Annotated in this window: 16 protein-coding genes and 6 pseudogenes; 7 read left to right on the forward strand and 15 right to left on the reverse strand. The window is 60.2% G+C overall.

The window, feature by feature from the left end:
* Positions 1–346, reverse strand: a 346-nt coding sequence (locus tag NKH28_RS32365) for an aminopeptidase P family N-terminal domain-containing protein (protein ID WP_352981262.1), incomplete at its 3' end; no start/stop codon positions are given.
* A 370-nt stretch (positions 347–716) separates the two neighbouring features.
* Between NKH28_RS32365 and NKH28_RS32370 the strand changes: the two are divergent.
* Positions 717–1,992 (forward strand): annotated as a pseudogene (locus NKH28_RS32370) (IS1380 family transposase).
* A 291-nt stretch (positions 1,993–2,283) separates the two neighbouring features.
* Here NKH28_RS32370 and purU read toward each other — a convergent pair.
* From purU to NKH28_RS32400, 6 genes and pseudogenes are all read right to left on the reverse strand, one after another.
* Positions 2,284–3,168: a formyltetrahydrofolate deformylase gene (gene purU, locus NKH28_RS32375; protein ID WP_352981276.1), complete on the reverse strand. Its 885-nt coding sequence runs from the start codon at positions 3,166–3,168 to the stop codon at positions 2,284–2,286.
* A 71-nt stretch (positions 3,169–3,239) separates the two neighbouring features.
* Positions 3,240–4,129, reverse strand: a pseudogene (gene folD / locus NKH28_RS32380) (bifunctional methylenetetrahydrofolate dehydrogenase/methenyltetrahydrofolate cyclohydrolase FolD).
* Entirely contained in the window at positions 4,126–4,722 is a 597-nt protein-coding gene (locus NKH28_RS32385; protein WP_352981263.1) for a sarcosine oxidase subunit gamma, read from the reverse strand. Before NKH28_RS32385 ends, folD begins: the two are co-directional and overlap by 4 nt.
* The gene (locus tag NKH28_RS32390) at positions 4,685–7,621 is read right to left on the reverse strand and encodes a sarcosine oxidase subunit alpha family protein (RefSeq protein ID WP_352981264.1); all 2,937 of its coding nucleotides are present in this window, start codon (positions 7,619–7,621) and stop codon (positions 4,685–4,687) included. The genes NKH28_RS32385 and NKH28_RS32390 overlap by 38 nt, the downstream gene beginning before the upstream one ends.
* Positions 7,618–7,908, reverse strand: a complete 291-nt coding sequence (locus tag NKH28_RS32395) for a sarcosine oxidase subunit delta (RefSeq protein ID WP_352981265.1) — start codon at positions 7,906–7,908, stop codon at positions 7,618–7,620. Before NKH28_RS32395 ends, NKH28_RS32390 begins: the two co-directional genes overlap by 4 nt.
* A gap of 9 nt (positions 7,909–7,917) precedes the next feature.
* A complete protein-coding gene (locus NKH28_RS32400; RefSeq protein WP_352981266.1) occupies positions 7,918–9,168 on the reverse strand; it encodes a sarcosine oxidase subunit beta family protein in 1,251 nt (416 codons plus the stop codon).
* 28 nt (positions 9,169–9,196) lie between these two features.
* Here NKH28_RS32400 and NKH28_RS32405 point away from each other — a divergent pair, with 28 nt between their 5' ends.
* Positions 9,197–10,297: a GlxA family transcriptional regulator gene (locus NKH28_RS32405; RefSeq protein WP_352981267.1), complete on the forward strand. Its 1,101-nt coding sequence runs from the start codon at positions 9,197–9,199 to the stop codon at positions 10,295–10,297.
* 761 nt (positions 10,298–11,058) lie between these two features.
* On the opposite strand, the gene NKH28_RS32410 is transcribed toward NKH28_RS32405, so the two are convergent.
* From NKH28_RS32410 to NKH28_RS32450, 8 genes and pseudogenes are all read right to left on the reverse strand, one after another.
* Complete coding sequence (locus NKH28_RS32410; protein ID WP_352981268.1) at positions 11,059–11,685, reverse strand: IS110 family RNA-guided transposase; 627 nt, start codon at positions 11,683–11,685, stop codon at positions 11,059–11,061.
* A 24-nt stretch (positions 11,686–11,709) separates the two neighbouring features.
* A pseudogene (locus NKH28_RS32415) lies at positions 11,710–12,554 on the reverse strand (IS110 family RNA-guided transposase); the annotation flags it as partial.
* Between the two features lie 538 nt (positions 12,555–13,092).
* Positions 13,093–13,491, reverse strand: a complete 399-nt coding sequence (locus NKH28_RS32425; protein ID WP_352981269.1) for an ABC transporter permease subunit — start codon at positions 13,489–13,491, stop codon at positions 13,093–13,095.
* A 532-nt stretch (positions 13,492–14,023) separates the two neighbouring features.
* Entirely contained in the window at positions 14,024–14,629 is a 606-nt protein-coding gene (locus NKH28_RS32430) for an extracellular solute-binding protein (RefSeq protein ID WP_352981270.1), read from the reverse strand.
* A gap of 95 nt (positions 14,630–14,724) precedes the next feature.
* A complete protein-coding gene (locus tag NKH28_RS32435; protein WP_352981271.1) occupies positions 14,725–15,753 on the reverse strand; it encodes an ABC transporter ATP-binding protein in 1,029 nt (342 codons plus the stop codon).
* A gap of 296 nt (positions 15,754–16,049) precedes the next feature.
* Positions 16,050–16,964: a beta-keto acid cleavage family enzyme gene (locus NKH28_RS32440; RefSeq protein ID WP_352981272.1), complete on the reverse strand. Its 915-nt coding sequence runs from the start codon at positions 16,962–16,964 to the stop codon at positions 16,050–16,052.
* The gene (locus tag NKH28_RS32445; protein WP_352981273.1) at positions 16,961–17,416 is read right to left on the reverse strand and encodes an acyl-CoA thioesterase; all 456 of its coding nucleotides are present in this window, start codon (positions 17,414–17,416) and stop codon (positions 16,961–16,963) included. Before NKH28_RS32445 ends, NKH28_RS32440 begins: the two co-directional genes overlap by 4 nt.
* Before the next feature lie 23 nt (positions 17,417–17,439).
* Complete coding sequence (locus tag NKH28_RS32450) at positions 17,440–18,210, reverse strand: SDR family NAD(P)-dependent oxidoreductase (RefSeq protein ID WP_352981274.1); 771 nt, start codon at positions 18,208–18,210, stop codon at positions 17,440–17,442.
* A gap of 184 nt (positions 18,211–18,394) precedes the next feature.
* On the opposite strand from NKH28_RS32450, the pseudogene NKH28_RS32455 reads away from it, so the two are divergent.
* The 5 genes and pseudogenes from NKH28_RS32455 to NKH28_RS32470 all read left to right on the forward strand — a co-directional run.
* Positions 18,395–18,631: pseudogene (locus NKH28_RS32455) on the forward strand (transposase); the annotation flags it as partial.
* Positions 18,632–19,211: 580 nt separating this feature from the next.
* On the forward strand, positions 19,212–19,937 hold the full coding sequence (locus NKH28_RS32460; RefSeq protein WP_352981275.1) for a GntR family transcriptional regulator: 726 nt from the start codon (positions 19,212–19,214) through the stop codon (positions 19,935–19,937).
* A 135-nt stretch (positions 19,938–20,072) separates the two neighbouring features.
* Positions 20,073–20,224: pseudogene (locus NKH28_RS34600) on the forward strand (IS3 family transposase); the annotation flags it as partial.
* A gap of 50 nt (positions 20,225–20,274) precedes the next feature.
* Positions 20,275–20,460 (forward strand): annotated as a pseudogene (locus NKH28_RS32465) (transposase domain-containing protein); the annotation flags it as partial.
* Between the two features lie 29 nt (positions 20,461–20,489).
* Positions 20,490–20,555: hypothetical protein (locus tag NKH28_RS32470; protein ID WP_502906692.1), on the forward strand; the 66-nt coding region annotated here is incomplete at its 3' end.

Consider the following 20,555-nt stretch of genomic DNA (forward strand, 5'->3'; position numbering starts at 1 on the left):
AGCCATACCGACGAAGCACGTCGGCACACACTTTCCCAAAATCTTCCTGGTGGGTGTAAGTAACTATCTCATCAATACAACTATACCAACGAACCGCTTGCTCATCATACTGTCGTACGACATATATTGGCGGCCGCCCGGGCACCATGATCAAAGGAAACGGTGCGAAGTATCCACCACTGCCATCGTATCCGCTGAGATACCGAAGATGACCATGGGCAGTCACCACAAGGGCGTCTAGCCCCGCGCTCGCCACTGCCGCTTGTACGTTATGCTGCCGACGACCGTACTCTGACCTCGGAAAGGGGGTACCGGTCAGAGGTATCGCTGAGGGCATCGTCACCATATCTTACCTCAAATGATTTGCCATGTAGTGGTTTGGTTCGGAACAGTACGCATCGGCCCGATATTAGAAGCCGTCGCTCACTTTTCCGGACTTTGGGTCAGGCAGACATTCAACCGCCCTAGCGGCTTCCGTCAAATGCAGTTTTTATATCGTTGTCATCTGGCGGCGAGATGCAGCAGATGCATAGCGGTCGATGAGGATAATTCCTGCTCCGCCACAAATGCCGCGGTGAAGTGCTTGCCAACTAACCTGAAAAATTCATGGGGGGTTGGAGGATGTGGTGCAAGCCGTTGAAATGAGGTAGGATTTTGTTGCTTACGCCGATCCGCGCCATTTCCCGGAGAGCACACCCGCCAAGAATGGTCCTACGCTGCCGCTGACCGGTTTGTCATCTGTTCGCGGCAAGTCCGTCGTCGCGCGTTTCGACGGCGGCATGCTGTCGTCCAACAGTGGGGTTCTCGCTCTGGCCGAGGTGGAAAAGCGGCTCCGGGTGGCTGACCGTCTGGCGCGCTGCATCGATGATCCGCGCTGCCCGGACCAGGTCGTCCACAGCCTGGCAGATATGATCGGCTTTCGCATGAAGATGATCGCCGCCGGCTACGAGGATGGCAACGACGCCAACCGGCTGCGCTCCGATCCGGTCTTCAGGATGGCCCAGGATGTGCTGCCTTCGGGTCGGGACCTGGCGTCTCAATCGACGATCTGCCGGCTGGAGAATCTGCCCGGCGTGCGGGAGCTGGTCGCGATGGGCCGGGCGATGGTCGACGTCGATTGCGCTTCGTTCCGGCAGGTTCCGAAGCGGATCGTGCTCGACGTCGACGACACCTTTGACGCCCTACATGGCGGCCAGCAATTGCGCCTGTTCAATGCCCATTACGACGAATACGGCTTCCAGCCGATCGTGGTGTTCGATGGTGCGGGACGGTTCGTCAGCGCGGTGTTGCGACCGGCCAAGCGGCCGAGTGGGGCTGAGATCCGCGCTCACCTGCGCCGCCTCGTGCGGGCGATCCGGAGCAACTGGCCGAACACCCGGATCCTGATCCGCGGCGATAGCCATTATTGCAGCCCCAGGTCATTGACTGGTGCCGCGCCAACGACGTCGACTTCATCCTCGGCCTGGCACCCACCACGACCCTGCGCAAGCATGTCGCGGACGTGGAGACCAGTACGACGGCTCGCTTCGAAGCGTCGGCGAAGACGGGCAAGAGCCGCGTCGAGCGTATCATCGCCCGGGTCGAGGTCGGGGTGCCGATAGCCGCTTCATCGTCACCAACCTCGCCGGTGGAAAGGCCAAGGCGCTTTACGAGGATGTCAACTGCCGGCGCGGCGCGGCCGAGAACCACATCAAGTTCTGGAAGACGCATCTGGCCGCCGACCGCACATCCTGTTCAAGCGCGACGGCCAACCAGTTCCGGCTGTTCCTGCATGCCGGCGCCTACTGGCTGATGTGGGGCCTGCGCGCCGCGATGCCGAAGCGCTCGAGTTTTGCCGTCGCGCAATTCGACACCCTGCGATTGCGCCTCATCAAGATCGCCGCGCGGGTGGTCGAGATGAAAACCCAGATTCGCCTGCACCTGCCGACATCCTGTCCCGACCAGGGCATCCTGCGCATCGTCCTCAGTCGCATCCCGCAACTCGCGACATAAACAATGCGGCGCAGACGTCCGAAACAAACCCGCTGACCTCAACCCGCAAACCCTCGCCTTCCATCATGACGGATCACCGCCGGCACCTGATGAGGCTTAGGAAAACGCATCGCAAAGGCAACCAGATCGCCGCTTCAGGCCGCCGAAAGCTCATCGCGCGAACGAGGCCTCTGCGGCGCGGCGGATATGCCGATTGCGTCAGGGACGGTCCACAGCGAACCGTAGTGGTCGAGCGAGGCGAGACCACCTAATCGGGCTCCTGTGCGGGCCGGACGCTGGCTGCGGATGCTCTCATCCCATCCGTTCCGAAGCGTGCGAGCCCGGTGAAGCGGGGAACACCACGGTCTTGTTCCCGTTGAGGAAGACGCGGCGGTGGATATGGGCATGTACGGCGCGTGCGAGAACCTGGCTTTCGACGTCGCGGCCGAGCGAGACGTAGTCTGACGGGCTCTGGGCGTGAGTGACGCGTACGATGTCCTGCTCGATGATCGGACCCTCGTCGAGATCGGCGGTGACATAGTGCGAGCTCGCACCGATCAACTTCACGCCGCGTTCAAACGCCTGCTTGTAGGGGTTTGCCCCTTTGAAGGACGGAAGGAACGAATGGTGGATGTTGATGATGCGGCCTGACATCTTCTCGCACATCTCATCCGACAGCACCTGCATGTAGCGGGCAAGTACGACCAGCTCTGCGCCGGTCTCTTCGACGATGCGCATCTGGTGTGCTTCGGCTTCGCGTTTGTTCTCCTTCGTCACTTTGATGAAATGGAACGGAATATCGTGGTTCACGACGAGCTTCTGATAGTCCAGGTGGTTGGAGATCACCGCCACGATGTCGACGGGTAGCGCTCCGATGCGCCACCGATATAGGATGTCGTTGAGACAATGCCCGAAGTGCGAGACCATGATAATGACCTTCATGCTGTGGGTCTCGTCATGAAAGGCGCATTCCATTCCGAACGCCTGGGCGGTGTCGGCAAACCCGCTGCGCAACGGGTCAAGGTCAACGCCTTCTTCGGAGATGAAGCTCACGCGCATGAAAAAATTGCCCGTTTGCGCATCATCGAATTGCGAACTGTCGGTAATGTTGCAGCCGTTCTCGGCGAGGTAACCTGCGATGGCGGCGACGATCCCGCGCTTGGACTTGCAGGTGACAGTCAGGCAGTATTTTTCCATATCGAACTTTCTCGTGCGTGCAAAGCAGATCCGTTCGGGCGTGTCAGCGAGACTGCCCGAAGGGAAGGGGCTCATAAGGTCAGCCCCTCGGGCGCGGGCAGCGCGTGAGAACGGCAGCTGGCCATGACCGTGTTGGCGAGCAGACAGGCGATGGTCATGGGACCTACTCCTCCCGGCACTGGCGTTATCGCGCCCGCTTCTCCGCCGCGCTGCTGAAGTCCACGTCGCCCACCAGGAGTTGCTTGCCATCCCGCACGATGCGATTGATGCCCACATCGATTACCGTCGCGCCTGCCTTGATCCAGTCACCGGGGATCATCTCCGCGCGGCCGACGGCGGCCACGAGGATATCGGCCCGACGACAGATTGATGCTAGATCGCGTGTACGGGAATGAGCAATGGTTACGGTGCAGCTGTCGTTGAGCAGGAGTTGCGCCATTGGTTTTCCGACGATGTTCGACCGCCCCACGACTACTGCTTCGAGCCCGGCCAGATCGCCCAGACAGCTGCGCAGCAGCATCAGGCACCCCGCCGGGGTACACGGCACCATCGCATTTTGTCCCGTGCCGAGAAGCCCGACATTCGAAATGTGAAACCCATCGACATCCTTTGCCGGATCGATCGCATTGACCACAAGATCGGCGTTTAGATGCCTGGGTAGAGGGAGCTGGACGAGGATACCCTGAATCTCCGGATCGGAATTCAGCTGCTCGACTAGAGCAAGCAGATCGGCCTGAGACGCTTCAGTAGGCAGCTTGTGCTCAACACTGTTCATGCCGGCTTCGATAGTCTGCCGTCCTTTGTTGCGCACGTAGGCTTCCGACGCCGGATCGTCGCCTACCAGAACCACAGCCAACCCCGGCGTAATGCCGTGCTGCTGTTTGAGCCAGGCCACATGCTCAGCCACTCTCGAACGTAGCTGCGCCCCGGTCGCTTTGCCGTCGATGATGTGGGCGGTCATGTGACCTTTTCCTCCAGCCGCTTCGCCGCCGTTTCCAACGCATGCCAGAGCGATCCGGCGGACGAGCGCGCGCCCAGCACGGCAACATGAGCTTCGCCGCGGCGGATTACGAAACAACTCATATGCTCAAGACCGGTACGCGTTGCGCGGCCTGGGTCAAGGTCCGCGGGATCGAGGTTGACAAGCTTCGACAGCAATGTCTCGAGAGACCTTGAGCCGGCCCGCGAAACGATCTCGAACGCGACCCAACCATCGGTCTGCTCGGTCACCGAGCAGCCGGGGGCCACCTGCTTCAGCTCCGCGGCAAAATCCAGCTCGGCGCGGCCTTCGTGCTCGACCATCCACTGACCCGGTCCGGTCCATAGGGCGGCAACCCCCTGCCCTTCAACCCAGCGGCCGGGTCTGGGAAGAGTGAGACCGAACGGGGTGGGCTCAACGGTTCCGAAGCGCAGTGCCAGAGAGGCAAGCGCCAAATCCGAGTTCTCGCGGATCTCCAACAGCCCGAACGATGCGAGGCGTGGTTGTGCGGCACCGAACGCTGTGATGGGTCTCAGCTCACTCACGAAGACGTGCTCCTTCAGCAGGATCGACAAAATGCGCCGGCACGACGCGCAGGCGCGCGCTTTCGCTTTCGAGAGGGTTCGCGGCCACGATCACCTCGCCCAGCCGTTCATCGCCTTTTTCAAGAAAACCGAGCCCTATCATCGAGCCTACATGCGGGCTGTAGCAGGCCGAGGTGATCCAGCCCTGATCGGTATCGAGATTCTGCGGCGCGTCCTCGGCAAAAAGATGCGAGCCGCTGACCACCTTGCCGGCCGGATCCAAGGGCTGCAGTCCCACCAGACGGCGTTTATCGCCTGCCAAGCCCTCGCGCCGCGACATCACGGCGCCGACGGAATCCTTCTTCTGCGACACCATGTTGCCGAGTCCGACCATGGCGGCCGTGGTCTGTCCGTTCAGCTCGGCGCCGGCGGCATGGCCCTTCTCGATCCGCAGGACGCCCAGCGCCTCGGTGCCGTAGGGCGTCGCTCCGAGATCGGCACCCAGTTCCATCAGCCGCTCCATCAACGCGTAGCCGTGTCGTGCGGGAACCGCAATTTCATAGGCGAGTTCGCCCGAAAACGAGATGCGGAAGAGCCGTGCGCGCAAGCCGCCGCAGACGGTCAGCGCCGCGCATGCCATGAAAGGGAAGACCTCGTTCGACAAGTCGAACCCATCAACGATCCGGGCGAGCAGGGCGCGCGATTTCGGCCCGGCGACGGCGATCTGCGCCCAGGCATCGGTCGTGGAGATCAGCTGGACGTCAAGCTCCGGCCAGAGGCACTGCCGCGCAAATTCCATGTTGCGGTAGACCAGACCGGCGTTGGCGGTCGTCGTGGTGACCACATAATGATCCTCGGCCAGCCGCGCGCAGGTGCCGTCGTCATAGGCAAATCCGTCTTCGCGCAGCATAAGTCCGTAGCGGACTCGGCCGATCTTCAGCGTGGCCATCATGTTGCTGTAGAGCCGGTTGAGAAATTCGCCCGCGTGCGCGCCCTGGACATCGATCTTACCGAGCGTCGTCACATCGCACAGACCAACGCCGCTGCGCACGGCCCTGGCCTCACGATCGACGCTCTGGCGCCAGTGCGTTTCACCTGCACGCGGAAAATATTGGGCACGCATCCACTGGCCGACTTCAACGAATACCGCGCCTTGGGCTTCTGCCCAATAGTGGGTCGGCGTAAGGCGGCGCGGTTGAAAATGCGGGCCCGTATCGCCACCGCCCAGCACCGAAAGCGCGACGGGCGTGAAGGGCGGGCGGAAGATCGTCGTTCCAGTTTCGGGGATAGACCTTTGGGTCAGCTCCGCCATCACGGCCAAACCGGTCACATTGGCGGTCTTGCCCTGGTCCGTCGCCATGCCCAGCGTCGTGTAGCGCTTCAGATGCTCGATCGGCCGCATGTTCTCCGCATGGGCGAGCTTGATATCTTTCACCGTCACGTCGTTTTGGAAATCGACCCAGGCGCGTTTCTTGCCTGGCACGTGGAAGATGGGCGCAATTGTGTAGCCTTCCTCCTCAGCGCGCGGTAGATCAGGCAACCGCGGCTCGATCCCAATCTCCTGCAGCGCTGACTTCGCCGTTTCCGAGCCCGAACGCAGCGCCGCAGCCGTCGAAAGATGTCCTGCTGCTGCGCCCGCCGGAAGCAAGCCAGAAAGCCCATCTTCACCGGGCAGGAACGCCTGCAATGCATCGTTCCAGACCGGCCGCCCGCGATGATTCGAAAAGAGATGCACGTTCGGATTCCAGCCGCCAGACACACCCATTGCGCCGCAATCGATCCATTCGAACTTGCCGTTTGCGTGGACCTGGATCGCAGTCAGGCCCAGCCGTCCGCGCGAGCCGGTCACCATGCCCCCCGCGATCAGGCGGTAGTCACCGCAAGCCTTCGCCTTAGGGCGCGCGTCGATCACGGCGGAGACATGGACGCCCTTGGCGGCGAGATCGCGCGCGGTGCGATGACCGTCGTCATTGTTGGTGAAGACGGCAACCGTCTCGGACGGGGCTGCCGCCCAGCGATTGGCGTAAGCCCGCATCGCGCCTGCCAGCATGATCCCTGGACGGTCATTGTCGGCAAAGGCGATGGGCCGCTCTGTGGCACCTGCTGCCAGGACGGCGCGTTTGGCCGTGATGCGCCAGAGTGTCTGGCGCACACGGTCGCCCGGCTCCGGAAGGTGATCGGAAACCCGTTCCACTGCGCCATAAATTCCGTGATCATAGACGCCGAACACCGTGGTACGCCGCTTCACCCGAATATTCGGCAAGCAATCGAATTCGGCTTCCAACGCGGAGATCCAGTCGCTGGCTCGTGCTCCGTCCAGCGTTTCCGTCTCGGAGAGAAGCCGCCCACCCAGGCGGAAATCCTCGTCGGCCAGTATCACACGCGCGCCGGAGCGCACCGCCGTCAACGCCGCCGCTAACCCGGCCGCACCCCCGCCGATGACCAGCAGGTCGCAATGCAGGTAACCCCTGTCATAGGCGTCGGGGTCCGGCCGCATCGAGAGGCTTCCGAGGCCCGCCGCTTTGCGGATGGCGGGCTCATAGAGCTTTTCCCAGAAGCCTTTCGGCCACATGAAGGTCTTGTAGTAGAAGCCCGCCGTGAAGAAGGGCGACAACAGGTCGTTGATGGCCAACGCGTCGAACCCGAGGGAAGGCCAGCGGTTTTGGCTGCGCGCCTCCAGTCCGTCGAACAGTTCGACCGTTGTCGCGCGTGTGTTAGGCTCCTGCCGCGCGCCCGAGCGCAGTTCTACCAAGGCGTTCGGTTCCTCCGACCCAGCAGACAGCACCCCACGTGGGCGGTGATACTTGAAACTGCGCCCCATCAGACGCAAGCCGTTGGCCAGGAGCGCCGAGGCGAGCGTGTCGCCGGGATGGCCGTGATAGCGCTTGCCGTCGAAGGTGAAGCTCAGGGCCCGCGAGCGGTCGATCAGCCCACCTGATAGACGCGTCATGCTCCACTCCCTTTCCGTGCAAGCGCTACATCCCTCGCCAGCTCTGCACCGAGGACTTCATGGGTAACGGTGTCGCGCGTGACCACTAGCCAGGAGCGGTCGCCCTGTTCGTGGAACCACAACTCTCGATGCACGCCCGCGGGATTATCGCGCAGGAAGACGTAATCGCAGAAAGCGGCCTCAGCATCGGCCGCATTTGAATCCGGACGGTCGAGCATCCGCGCATCGCCCAGATACGTAAATTCCCGTGCATCGCGCGGGCCCAACAATGGATGGGGGATTAGCATCGGACGGCCTTAGTGGAGGTTGGGCTGCGCGCCGGCACCGCGCTCGTCGATCACATGGCCGCGTGCGAACCGGTCGAACCGGTAGGCGCGCGCGATTTCGTGGGGAGAGCCGGTGGCAAGAAGATGGGCGAAGGCGTAACCGCTCGCAGGCGTCGCCTTGAAGCCGCCATAGCACCAGCCGCCGTTGAAATACAGGTCGTCAATATGCGTGCGGTCGATGATCGGCGATCCGTCCATCGACATGTCCACGACGCCGCCCCACATGCGCAGGAGCCGCGCCCGTCCGATCATCGGCATCAACGCCATCCCGCCTTCAGCGACGTCTTCTACCACCGGCAGGTTGCCGCGTTGGGCATAGGAATTGTAGCCGTCTATATCTCCGCCGAAGACAAGCCCGCCCTTGTCGGACTGGCTGATGTAGAAATGGCCCGCCCCGAACGTGATCACTCCCGAAATGGTGGGCTTGAGCCCCTCCGTGACGAAGGCCTGCAGGACATGGCTTTCGATCGGAAGCCGCATTCCGGCCACTGCCATCACGCGGCCCGAGGAGCCTGCCACCGCCACGCCTACCTTGTCGGCGGCGATATAGCCGCGCGATGTCTCCACGCCACGCACCTTGCCGCAATCGATCCGGAAACCCGTCACCTCGCAATTCTGGATCAGGTCCACGCCGTGACTGTCGGCGCCGCGGGCATAGCCCCAGGCCACGCCGTCGTGCCGCGCGGTACCCGCACGCTGCTGCATCAGGCCACCTTTGATCGGGAAGCGGGCGTTGTCGTAGTTCAGGAACGGAACCATGGCGCGCAGTTCCTCCCGGCCTAACAGACGGGCGCCCGCACCAGCCAACATCATGGCGTTGCCACGCCGGCGGAAGGCGTCGCGCTGCGCATCCGTGTGAAAGAGGTTGATAATGCCGCGCTGGGAGACCATCGCGTTGAAGTTGAACTCCTGCTCCAGCCCTTCCCAGAGCTTCATCGAGAACTCGTAGAAGGGTTCGTTGCCGGCAAGCAGGTAGTTCGACCGAATGATTGTCGTGTTTCGCCCCACATTCCCGGACCCGAGCCAACCCTTCTCCAGCACGGCAACGCGGGAGTGGCCGAACTTCGTCGCCAGGTAATAGGCCGTCGCCAGGCCATGACCGCCCCCGCCGACAATCACGTAATCATAGAAGGGCTTGGGGTCGGGATTCCGCCACAGCGGCCGCCAACCGGTATGCCCCTTAAGCGCTTCAGCAAAGACGCGGAAGCCCGAAAATTTCATTGCGATAACTCCTTGAACTGCCGAGACTATGTCACGGCAACAGCAAAGCGCTGTTTCTGAAATTGACATCCGTGAACGCTTTTCGGACATGAGCAGGATGTATGGATGGAAGGATTCCCACAGGATGATTGACGAAAATCGTCACGGCAGTCCGCATCGATACGGCTTCCTGCTGATCGAAGGCTATGCTCTGATGTCCGCGGCCTCCGCGGTCGAGCCGCTGCGCGCCGCCAACCTGCTTAGCGGACGACCCCTTTACGAGTTCCGCTTCATTTCAGCTCGCGGCGGCTGGATGCGGAGCTCGGTCTCGGGCGCGTTCGAAACAGAACCTGTTTCGGAAGCAGGTACTGATTTCGACATTCTCTTCGTCGTGGCTGGTGGGGATCCGCTGATTTATCGCGACGGCAGGATTCTGGGTTGGCTGCGCCGTCTTGCACGTTCGGGGGTGCCACTGGGCGGGATATCAGGCGGGGCGGCGATCCTGGCCGCGGCCGGTGTCATGTCGTCGCGCCGGTTCACGATCCACTGGCAACACATCGACGCGATGCGCGGGGTCTATCCCGAGGCGCTCATCGAGCGGCGGCTCTTCGTCATCGATCGCGACCGCTTCACCTGCGCGGGCGGCATGGCCCCGCTGGACATGGCCCACGCACTGATCGCCTCGGATCATGGTGTGGAACTGGCGCGTGCGGTCAGCGAGTGGTTTATCCACACCGGCATCAGGCAGGCCGAGGCTCCGCAGCAGTTGGACCCGGTGCGGAAGTACGATCTACACCATCCCGCCCTGGTCGCCATGGTCGAGTTGATGACTAGCCACATCGCCGACCCGCTGAGGCTGGAGGATTTGGCCCACCTCAGCGGTATCGGGGCGCGACAATTGGAGCGGCTGGCTAAGGAACAGCTGGAACAGAGCGTAATGCAGTTTTATCGGTCTCTGCGTTTAGAGAAGGCCGACGAGATTCTGCGACAGTCAAACCTCCCGCTCGTCGAGGTGGCGCTTGCCACGGGCTTTTCCAACCGCAGCCATTTCTCATGCGCCTTTCGGGCTCATTTCGGCATGGGCCCCGCCACCCGACGCAAACAGCGCCGCCTCAATGAGGCTGGAGAGCAGACTGATCAAAGAGCCTGAGCTGAAACTCGGCCGGGACTGCGTTGAATGTTCTCAACAGGCTCAGCATTTGGCGAACACTGGTCCTAGGCCCCTAACTTGTGGAGGAAGGGCAGCGGCGTGCTGCGACTGGCGATCTTTGAGCCGCTCCTGCGGCTGCATAAGAGCCTGCGCGAGAGCCTGGCCGATCTGCACCGCCTCGTCCTCGGGGCGGTTCGGACCGATCCAATCTGCCGTCGCTCATGACCATGCCTGTATTAAACCCGTCACGACAGTCACCTACAGGCCGACGATCGATGACCCCCAAGCGCGCGCATGCAGATCTGCTCTTGCCAGGTCGGCTCTGTGCTTCAGGTGAACGCCGTCATCCGGAAAGGCGTTGGGCATTCAGCGAGCTGAACCGATACCCCATCTCTTCCGTGAACCTCTTCCACTTCATTTGTCCGTCCTTCAATCGAGGCGCACTCTAACTCCAGGTGAAGGAAAAACTCAGTGGCATGTATGGACGTATATGGACCCCGCCCGATTGCAACAGGTTGGCTGAATCCGGTTGATGGTCACAACTGCTGACGTATATCCGGCTTCTTCATGCGGCTCGATGTTCAGCGCCGCGAGCTCGATGGGTTTTCGCCCGCTTCCACCTCAACGGCCCCCAGACATCGGCCGAAGCCGTGCCGGTCCACACACCACGTTCTGGAAGCGACGGGGTGACCGTTTCGCCATCTCCTGCCATTTTGCTGCAATTGCCGAGGTGGGACCTCCTTCTCGCTCTCCAGGGACCGTCAGGCTGCTTTCACCGACAGGTCCGGCTGATAGGCAGCATTACCCGAGAGCATCGACCAGACGATCCTCGCATTCTTGTTGGCGAGCGCGACCGCCGCGACATTGGGATGGCGCCGTTGCCGCAACTTGCCGAGCCACAGGCTTCGCGGATCCTGTTTGCCGCCGGCGCGACCCAGAGCGGCGCGAGCGCCATGGATCATCAGCGTGCGCAAATAACGGTCGCCGCGTTTGCTGATGCCGAACAGTCGGGCCCGTCCTCCACTTGATCGCTGCTTCGGCACAAGGCCCAGCCACGCCGCGAACTGGCGACCGTTCTTGAAGCAGGTTCTGTCACCGACAGCTGCAATCAATGCCGTCACCGTTATCCGCCCAATGCCTTCGATCTTGCCGAGGCGTTGGCACGGCTCGCTGTTGCGGAAGATTTCCCGTATCCGGCGATCGTAGGATGCAATTCGCCGATCCAGTTCAGCCAATTCCTCCCGCAGATCCCTCATGAGAGAACGCACCAGCTCGCTGAGGCGGTCATCGCAGCCTGCGATGACCTCGGCGAGGCCACGTCGCAACTGGGTGATGTCCCTCGGGATGACGATGCCGTGCTCGGCAAGAAGACCGCGCAGCTGGTTCACCAGCTTGACCCGATCCGATACGAGGATATAGGGATCGCCCTGCTTGCTGGATCCGGCCGAGCCTATCCTTTCCTCCGGACGAGTTCTGTCGCGGCACGAGGCCAAGCCAAGCCGCGAGTTGCCGGCCGGATTTGAACAGGGAGGTGTCTGTCACGGTTGCAACGATCGCGCTGGCTGTGATCGGACCGATTCCGGGGATCGTCTCCAGACGCAGGCTCTGTTCAATCGAGCGATGCCAGGCATGAATCTGACGATCCAGTTCACGGACCTTCTCATGCACCAACCGTAACTGCTCAACCAAGGGGACAAGCGCAGCCCGGGCAACCGGCGGGATAAGCTCGTTATTCTCGTCTTCGGCGAGCCCGATCAGCATCCCGACGCCGGCAATGCCCTGGCGCGTCACAATCCCGAACTCGGCCAGGTGGCTGCGCAGCGCGTTCACCAGCATGGTCCGCTGTCGGACCAGAAGCTCACGAACTCGATGCAACATCAGCACACTTTGCTGTTCCTCGCTCTTCACCGGAACGAAGCGCATCGACGGCCGCGTCACCGCCTCGCAGATCGCCTCCGCGTCCGTCGCGTCATTCTTCTGCCGTTTGACATATGGCTTCATACAGGAGGGCTGGCATCAGCCGGATCTTATGACCCAGCCCCATGAAAACGCGGGCCCAGTGATGGCTCGTTGCGCAGGCTTCAATGCCGATCAGGCATGCCGGCAAAGACACAAAGAATGCAACGACATCGTCACGACGCAACTTCCGGCGCACAACCACCGCGCCCTCCGCGTCCACGCCGTGCACCTGAAAGACGTGTTTCGCGACATCCAGACCGATTGTGCTAACCCTTCTCCATGAACGGTTCTCCCTCAGTGCCTTTCGACAACCACACTTTGGCACATTGCGATGCCGGAGCGGAGGCCGTCCACCACATAGGTCAGAGTGCCGGGAAAGGCCCGGGTTCTGGCAAGGTGCTTCACAGCGGGAAGCAGGATTGCCATATGCCTGTCGTGCCACAGGCATGCATGCGGCCTTGCATGCCGAGGCGTAGGGCAGACCGGTCGCCTCAAGGGTAGGCAGAGCATCCATGTCGGCCCGGATGCCGATGGTGCGATTGCCCGTTGCGGCTCCGCCCCGGATGACCGCAACCACCCCGCTTTCGGCCGGTGCCAGTTGCGACCTCGTCGCACCCGAAGCTGCGTAGGAGGTCGGCAACACGTGCCGCCGTGCGGTCGAGGTCAAACAGAATCTCGGAGTGGGGGGAAATCGCACCGCAATTCTATTGGTTTTCCTCCACCGTCTGGAAAGCTTGGAAGATAATGTTTCACCGGAAGCGTCAAAAAATCGCGGCTTAGCAGAAATCTCCTTGATCGATGCTGTTCGGTCAGGTCGCGGCCCTCGGGCAACCTCTTCAGAAACGGCTCAACAGCAAACCAGAGCGGCGAGTTAGCAGCGCGACGCAGCCGAGCGACGCCACAGTGAACAGTATCAGCAGCGTGGCAACCGCTGTGACAGTTGGATCAATCTGAATCTCAAGTCTGTTGAACATAAGTTTCGGAATAGTGAACTCCGCACCGAATAGGAATAAGATGATGCAAGAGATCGTCGTCAGGCTCGCTATACGCAGCGTTTTGCCTATTCCTTTAAGATAGACAGGTGTCTCGAAAAGATACAAGTAGTGCCGCACTGTCGGAGTCGGATTCGAAAAGCTCCATCCGAGCATCGTCAAGACCGGCAGATCGAATGTGAGCAGTACGAAGAGCACGAGCGGCGCCAGCATGACAGCAAAACGCAGCTTTCCAGTCTTCATGCCCACTTCTCCTGCTCCATAAAAATCGCGAGACGCAACGCAACGCGACTTTCGCGAATGAAACCCTTACGCTTGGCACCGAGCCCACCTGAAAACAGCTTGCGCTCGGTGCCTGCGTCGTTCCCACTTCGGATGCGACTTCAAGTTCAGATCACTGCGTTAAGCTAACGAGCAAGCTTCCACTCCTGCCAACGCCGCTCGACTTCGTCGCCATGCTGAAACCACCACTTGCTATCCGAAAGGAGCTAGCGGTCCTTGTTTTCGGGCGAAGTAGGCACCTCTTCCTTGAGCTGGTCAGAAAGATGCTCCGTCAACGGTGGACTGTTGCCGGGTTAAAGACCCGTTTCGCATAGATCGCCTGCTTCTCGGGGATGGTCCAATCATGCAGCGCCAACATGGCCGCCTCCACCTGAGGGGCGGGCGCCCCTTTGGCACGCCCCAGAAGGTAATGTCCAGCAAGGCCTGGTTATAATCGCACTCCAGTCCAGGCTTCGACATGATCCGACCATTCCATGCCATGCAATAGGGCACCTCATTGTCCGCTAGCAGCTCCGTAGGCTGCTGACCCGACGTCCACCAGACGGAGACATCGGGCGCGATTCATATCCAGGGACCGGAAGGCTCGGTCCACATCGAGTGGGTACACCTTATTGAGCGGAACGCCATCGGCCAGCAGTGCTATCGGAAGCACGTAGTCGGGCCGGTCCGCCAGGCAGCGCTTTCCGGGAAACTTGTTGACGTTCCAGAAATCCTCCCAGGTTTCAATCGGTACCGTGCCCTTTTTCCAAGCCATGCCTGTTGAGAAATAGCTCATCCCAAAACCGTATTCGCGCCGCATCTCCGGGAACATGGGGAGGGGATTAATTTGGTCCCAGTTAAGCTTCTCCAGCAGGCCGAGAGACACCGCCTGCTCATAGGTCCGGCCATTTAGGTCCCATAGAGAGACCGGGACGTTTCCCGATTCGACCATAGCACGAAGCTTGCCGAAGCTGGTTGGCGAGATATATTCGACTTGAATGCCGGTGCGTTCGGTAAACGGCTTGGAGAAGGCTTCGACAGCAGCATCGTGACTTGCTCCTCCCGAGTCTCCAGCTATGTATTTCTTCGCGGGCTCACTGGCCGCCGGAGTGGGGTGCATTACTGTAGCGAGTGACAAGCAGGAGATCACCAGCGCAGCTGTCGCTTAGGAAAGAGATGCCGTTTTCATTAAGGTCCTCCTCTGGGGTCAGCCTGTTATTCTTCTTTATCCTGGATGAGCCATGCATCCTCAGGCCTCCAGGAGAGACATGCGCGATCCCCCGGAGAGAACCGCGGTACCACGTGCTGGCACGACGCGATGACGGGGCCGACAGGCGGCGCTTCTACCGCGTAGCGGACGATCTCGCCCTGATAGACCACGTCGGCAACGTGGCAGTCGATGCAAAACCGGTTGGCTGGGGCCTCGGTCGCCGGTTGGAGGTAGATGCGCTCTGGCCGGACGAGCATGGATGCGCGTCTTCCGGGTGATGGGTAGTCACCGGCGAGCGGCAATCTCGTTCCCCCGTCTAGCGCAAGAACGGCTCCATTGCTCTCTCGCGCAATGATCCCGTGGAACAGATTGGCGGCGCCGAGAAACCCGGCGACGAAGCGATTGGCTGGTTGCCGAAAAAGCTCTGCCGGACTACCGAGTTGCTGGATCACTCCCTGCGCAAGCACAGCGATGCGATCGCTCATCGATATTGCCTCATCTTGATCGTGCGTAACCAGGACGGTAGTCACGCCCAAGGTTCCTTGCAGGCGCCGTAGCTCTAGCCCTACCTCTTCTCGCAGCTTTCGGTCGAGAGCTGCCAACAGTTCGTCGAGGAGCAGAAGCTTCGGCCCGAACACGAGCGCGCGGGCGATGGCGACGCGCTGCTGCTGACCGCCGGAAAGCTGGGATGGCTTCCTGTTCTCGAGGCCATTCAGGCGCACAAGCTCGGTCGCCCATTCCACGCGATCCTTTATGTCGCGCCTGCTGATGCCGCGAACCGCCAAAGGGAAAGCGATGTTGCCCGCCACGGTCATGTTCGGAAACAACGCATAGGACTGGAACACCAACCCTATGTCACGTTGCCCCGGAGGAACGTGCGTGACGTCGCGCGATCCAATCACAATGCGACCGCCCGTTGGTTGAATCAGGCCGGCGACCAACCCCAATAGGGTAGACTTACTAGAACCGCTGGGGCCTAAAATTGAAAGAAATTCACCTTCCGCCCCGTGACATCGACATCTGCGACGGCGCATACCGTCCCGAAATGCTTGCTGAGACCCGATACCTCGATCGCGGGTGGACGGCTCGCGGGCGCCAGAGTGACCCGCTCGCTGTATAGTTGATGGCTGATCATTGGAGCCTCGGAATGTAGCCTATTCTGTCCAGCACATGGCCCGCCATAGCGCGGCATTAGCAATGAGAAGTCTGGCAATCGGGAGCGACGCTCCTTCCCGAACATCCGGAACGTGCCATCGTACTCCTCAATCCTTAGAGCGGTGAGCGTTCTGCCGGTATCAACCGCAAACCCCACACATCCGTTTTTCCTTTTTCAGTTTTTGCGGAGCCCAAGGATTTCGCGTGCCTGGGCGGGTGTGGCCACACGGCCACCCAGCCCATCGACAATCTGGATTCCTCGCTCGACAAGAAGCGGGTTCGTTGCGAAGCGCCCGCGGTCGAGATAGTGGTTGTCCTCCAATCCGACACGCCCATGGCCCCCTAGCAAAACTGCGCTCGCAAGCATGGGCATCTGGTTGCGCCCTACGCCGAAACCTGCCCATGTGGCTTCTTTCGGAAGCTGAGACCGCATGTATTGCATGGATTCCAGCGTGTCCGGGGCTCCCCACTTGATCCCCAAGGCGAACTGGTAAAGCGGCTCACCGTCCACCAACCCTTGCCTCACGAGCGACTGCGCTAGCAGAAGATCGCCTGGATTATAGCATTCGATCTCCGCCTTCACGCCAAACTCGCGGAATCGATCACCCATCGCGCGAAGGCTTGGCGTCGTGTTTAGGTATACGTGCTCACCCGCACCAGTTCCCTGAAGGCCACACGTGACGTTCAGGGAGGAAATATCCGGCCGGGAATCCGCCAAATGCTGGGTCCTCCGGTCGATTGTCCACATCGAGCTTTTTGCGGCCGGTGTCGAATTGGTTTCGTCAGCTTCATCTGGGAAATACTTGCAACCTCCGCCTGAGCTGAGATTGATTACGACATCCACGCCGCTATCGCGGATGCGATCCACGACTTCGCGATATAACGCAGGATCGTATGAGCCTTTGCCCGTTTGCGGATCACGCACGTGAATATGGCAGATGCTGGCTCCCGCCTTCGTCGCTTCCACGGATGCAGCTGCAATTTGCTTCGGCGTGACCGGATACTCAAGTTCGCGGGGATATTTCGGATTTAAGTCTGTCGCGCCGGTCACGGCGCAGGTCAAGATCACCGGGCGGTTCGACTTGCTCATGGTTCTACTACCTTCATTGATTCAGAATCCGGCTCGTACTCGCATATCCGCAGCAGCCTGGCTCGAATATCATCCGGGATCGGCACTTTCGTTCTGGTCTCAAGACCAAACAGCACAGAGACTGCTTCCAAGCGCGCCGCCACGCGTTGAGTTTCGGCGTCAACCAGGATGTGCTCAAAGGTGAGTGAAGTCTTCCCGACTCTGTTCAAACGGGTGCGACACTCCACGGCATCCCCGCTGCACAGCTCTCCGAGAAAAGTGGTCGCTTGATGAGCCGCAACCGTTCCAAGGCTACGCGCACCCATCCAACGCCACGACATACCGCAGCGCGCGTAGAAAACGCCGACCGCGCTATCGAAGATTGCGGCGAAATGTTGCACGTTTAGATGCCCGTTTCCGTCGCATTGTGACGGCGAAATTGTGCTGCAATAAGTGAGGATACCGCGTTCCATTACCTCATTCCCGACGCTATCGATCAGTAGATTGGATCGCCTTCCCACTCGTTGTGCCCGTCTACAGACACAAATTGTCCGGAGACGACTGAAGCGCGCGGCGAGGCAAGGAATTCGACCATTTCCGCGATATCGCCTTCGCCGACCGGCCGCCTCATTGATATGAAAGACAGGCGCCGCCTTAATTGCTCCTCGGACGTCAGACCGTTTCGCGCGGCGGCAGCCTCCAACAACATCTTCCCGCGCGCGTTGTTGACAAAACCTGGAAGCACGGCATTACAGGTTATTCCGAATGGCCCGAGTTCTCTCGCCAGAGCAGTAGTGAGCGCCATGAGCGCACCCTTAGTGACGACATAAACACTGCGCTGCGGAAGGCCGATCTTCACCGAGGTCGTGGAGATATTCACGATTGCGCCAGAACGCCGCTCTTTCATCCCGGGCACGATTGCGCGCACGAGATAGAACGCGCCGTGAATGTTGACATCGAAGACTCGTTGCCATTCTTCGACGCTGAAGGCCTCGACCGGCTTACGCGCTCCGCCGAGACCAGCGTTGTTGACCAGAACATCAATGCGTCCGTCTCGCGCCAACACATCGGCGACAAGTCGATCCATGTCCCCAGGATTTCCAACATCGGCGCGGTGGGCGGTGATGCCGCGCTCCCCGCCGGCCCGCTCGAGCGCTGAGTCATCAACATCGCATATGTGAACGCTGTCCCCTTCAGCAGCAAATCGCTGGGCGATTGCCAACCCAATTCCACCGCCGCCCGCTGTTACGACAACCGATCGTTTCACTTTAGCCTCCTAATGTTTTTTGTAATTTGTCATTACAAAGTTGGCATGTCAACGTTCTTGTCCTCCTGAGAGATAACTTGGGCCCTGTCGAGTACCAACTCGGGGACGAGTACGCTGGCCGGCAGACACGAGCAAAGCCATTATTGGTGAGAGGGGTCTTCGAAAACGCGTCCGGTGGGGCCCGCCCGATATTGCCGTCGACGATGCCGCGCTCGGCTTCTGGAAGACGCTCGACGAGGTGTTTCCCGGCACCAGGCACCAACGCTGCTGGGGTGCACAAGACAGCCAATGTCCTGAACAAGGTGCTGCTCTCGGGTGCAGGCTGATATTTATCAGCGCGCCGACACGCTCAGCAGTTGAAACGGCGATTGATATGTTCACTGAAAAATACAGCGCGAAGTACAACAACGCGGCCGACTGCCGTCTAAACGCCAGGGTTCAAGCACCTCAAATACCGCTAACCTGGAGGATTGGCTCTCCGCCTTCAGCGGTTGGCCTGGCGCCTGGCAAGATTCACCGCATCGGTCAATTGCTGCGTGTAAGGATGCTTTGGCGCTCGAGGTCACCGATGGAATCTTTGTCCGCCTCGTCGCGGCGATTGTGACGTATCGCTTGTCATGACGAATGGCATGTGTCAATTTCAAGATATAGCGCGTCGGCTGCTAACACGAGTGCTCGGCGGTGAAATGACGATCGGACAGAAAGAGAGTCTGAAGCCCGTATCATTTCGGCCGGACCGCTTGGAGGAAGCTCCAGCATGTCTGAAACTTGGTTGATAAGCGGCTGCTCGGCCGGTGACATCGGCCCATGCATCGAAAGTCTTTACGCATTTGCTCAAGCTTTTCGCCTGCGCCTATCAGAACATTCTTGCCGGGCTAAAGCCTTAATAACGACTGCAGCGCGTCCTCCGACCTGGTTTGGGGCACGAAACCGTATCACGGATTGCGTTAAACCAGATTTGTGGCTGAGACGTGCCGGTTTGCAAGACGGGAAACAAATAGATGGTTGTTAGTTCAAGCTCGGAGTTGAAGCCCCTCGACAAGGCGCCGACGCTTGCCGATCGCGCTTACCTCTCCCTTCGCCAGGCTTTAACAAGCGGCCATTTCGCACCGGGTGAAAAGCTTACGATTCGTGATGTGGCCGCCATGCTGGATATCAGCATGACTCCAGCCAAAGAGGCGATGAGCCGACTCATCGCGGAAAAAATCCTGCGAGCGGGCACTCAGCGCTCCGCGATGGTGCCCCACCTTAACACGCACGAGGTAAGAGACCTTTACCTCGCGCGTATTAGCCTCGAGGCAAGCATCACCGAGGAGGCTGTTAACCGTCTGACAGAAAAACAAATTCTGCAACTGGAAGCAATGCAAGGCGAGATGGAGACTGCCAGTGCAGAAAGTGACTACAAGCTGTTACTCCGCGTAAACGAACGCTTTCACCTCACAATCTATGAAGCGGCGGGGATGCCAGAAACGTTCGATATCATACGCGGCCTCTGGATGCGCCTTGGGCCTCACTTGAACATAATATTCTCGAGGCAAGCGCCCACCAGATCATTCCCCGCTCATGTAAGACTATTAAAAGCCATTCGTGCTCGAGATCCCCTGGCGGCCGCCGCCGCGGTCCGTGATGACCTTCGACTTGGTGCCGAGCGGATGTGTCAGATGTTAGCTGACGCCGAGAAGGAAGAGTCACTGTCCCAGACAGGCCGATCACGGATGCCTCGATGAACTAAAATTTCTTAAGGCATCTCAACTTTTCCAGGAATATCTCCGTTTTCACGCTCAGGATTTCCTAATCTGACCTGCCACGGGTAGTTTCCTCCATGTGAGATTAGAGTCCGACCTCGATCGAAGGACGGACTGATGAAGATAAAGCAGTTCACGGAAGAGCAGATCATTGCGGTTCTGCGTGAGCATGAGGCGGGGGCAAAGGCGGGCGACCTGTCGCGCAAGGCGACCCGGTATAACTCGAAGCGAAGTATTGCGGTATGGACGTCGGTCAAGTCCGGGAACTGCTGGATAAATTCTGGGCGGGGCTCCTTTGCCGCTGCTTTCTTGTCGAGGTCGCAACTGGACCTTCCTTGGCTCGGACTCCGGCGGCGAGCGCGCCGCGGTCTTCTACACCCTGATCCAGACCTGTAAGTTGAACGGCATCAATCCGGAGGCCTATCTCGCCGACCTGATCGGCCGCGTCAGCGACCATCCAGCCAATCGCATCGACGAGCTTCTCCCCTGGAACTGGCCGCCTGCCCGGCCTGCGGTTCCGAGCGGCTGCGCAGGATCAGCGATGATGAACGCGAGGTGCTGGAATATGTGCCGTCACACTTCAAGGTCGTCGTGCATGTG

The organism is Mesorhizobium sp. M1227 (assembly GCF_040318315.1).
Lineage (GTDB): Bacteria > Pseudomonadota > Alphaproteobacteria > Rhizobiales > Rhizobiaceae > Mesorhizobium.

Bases quoted from the DNA above. Each gene is read 5' to 3' on its own strand.
- NKH28_RS32445 (WP_352981273.1), bottom strand. From the start codon at position 17,416: ATGGAACGCGGTATCCTCACTTATTGCAGCACAATTTCGCCGTCACAA.
- NKH28_RS32405 (WP_352981267.1), top strand. From the start codon at position 9,197: ATGTCACGGCAACAGCAAAGCGCTGTTTCTGAAATTGACATCCGTGAA.
- NKH28_RS32430 (WP_352981270.1), bottom strand. From the start codon at position 14,629: ATGCACCCCACTCCGGCGGCCAGTGAGCCCGCGAAGAAATACATAGCT.
- NKH28_RS32390 (WP_352981264.1), bottom strand. From the start codon at position 7,621: ATGACGCGTCTATCAGGTGGGCTGATCGACCGCTCGCGGGCCCTGAGC.
- NKH28_RS32460 (WP_352981275.1), top strand. From the start codon at position 19,212: ATGGTTGTTAGTTCAAGCTCGGAGTTGAAGCCCCTCGACAAGGCGCCG.
- NKH28_RS32435 (WP_352981271.1), bottom strand. From the start codon at position 15,753: ATGCGCCGTCGCAGATGTCGATGTCACGGGGCGGAAGGTGAATTTCTT.
- NKH28_RS32440 (WP_352981272.1), bottom strand. From the start codon at position 16,964: ATGAGCAAGTCGAACCGCCCGGTGATCTTGACCTGCGCCGTGACCGGC.
- purU (WP_352981276.1), bottom strand. From the start codon at position 3,168: ATGGAAAAATACTGCCTGACTGTCACCTGCAAGTCCAAGCGCGGGATC.
- NKH28_RS32395 (WP_352981265.1), bottom strand. From the start codon at position 7,908: ATGCTAATCCCCCATCCATTGTTGGGCCCGCGCGATGCACGGGAATTT.
- NKH28_RS32400 (WP_352981266.1), bottom strand. From the start codon at position 9,168: ATGAAATTTTCGGGCTTCCGCGTCTTTGCTGAAGCGCTTAAGGGGCAT.
- NKH28_RS32425 (WP_352981269.1), bottom strand. From the start codon at position 13,491: ATGAAGACTGGAAAGCTGCGTTTTGCTGTCATGCTGGCGCCGCTCGTG.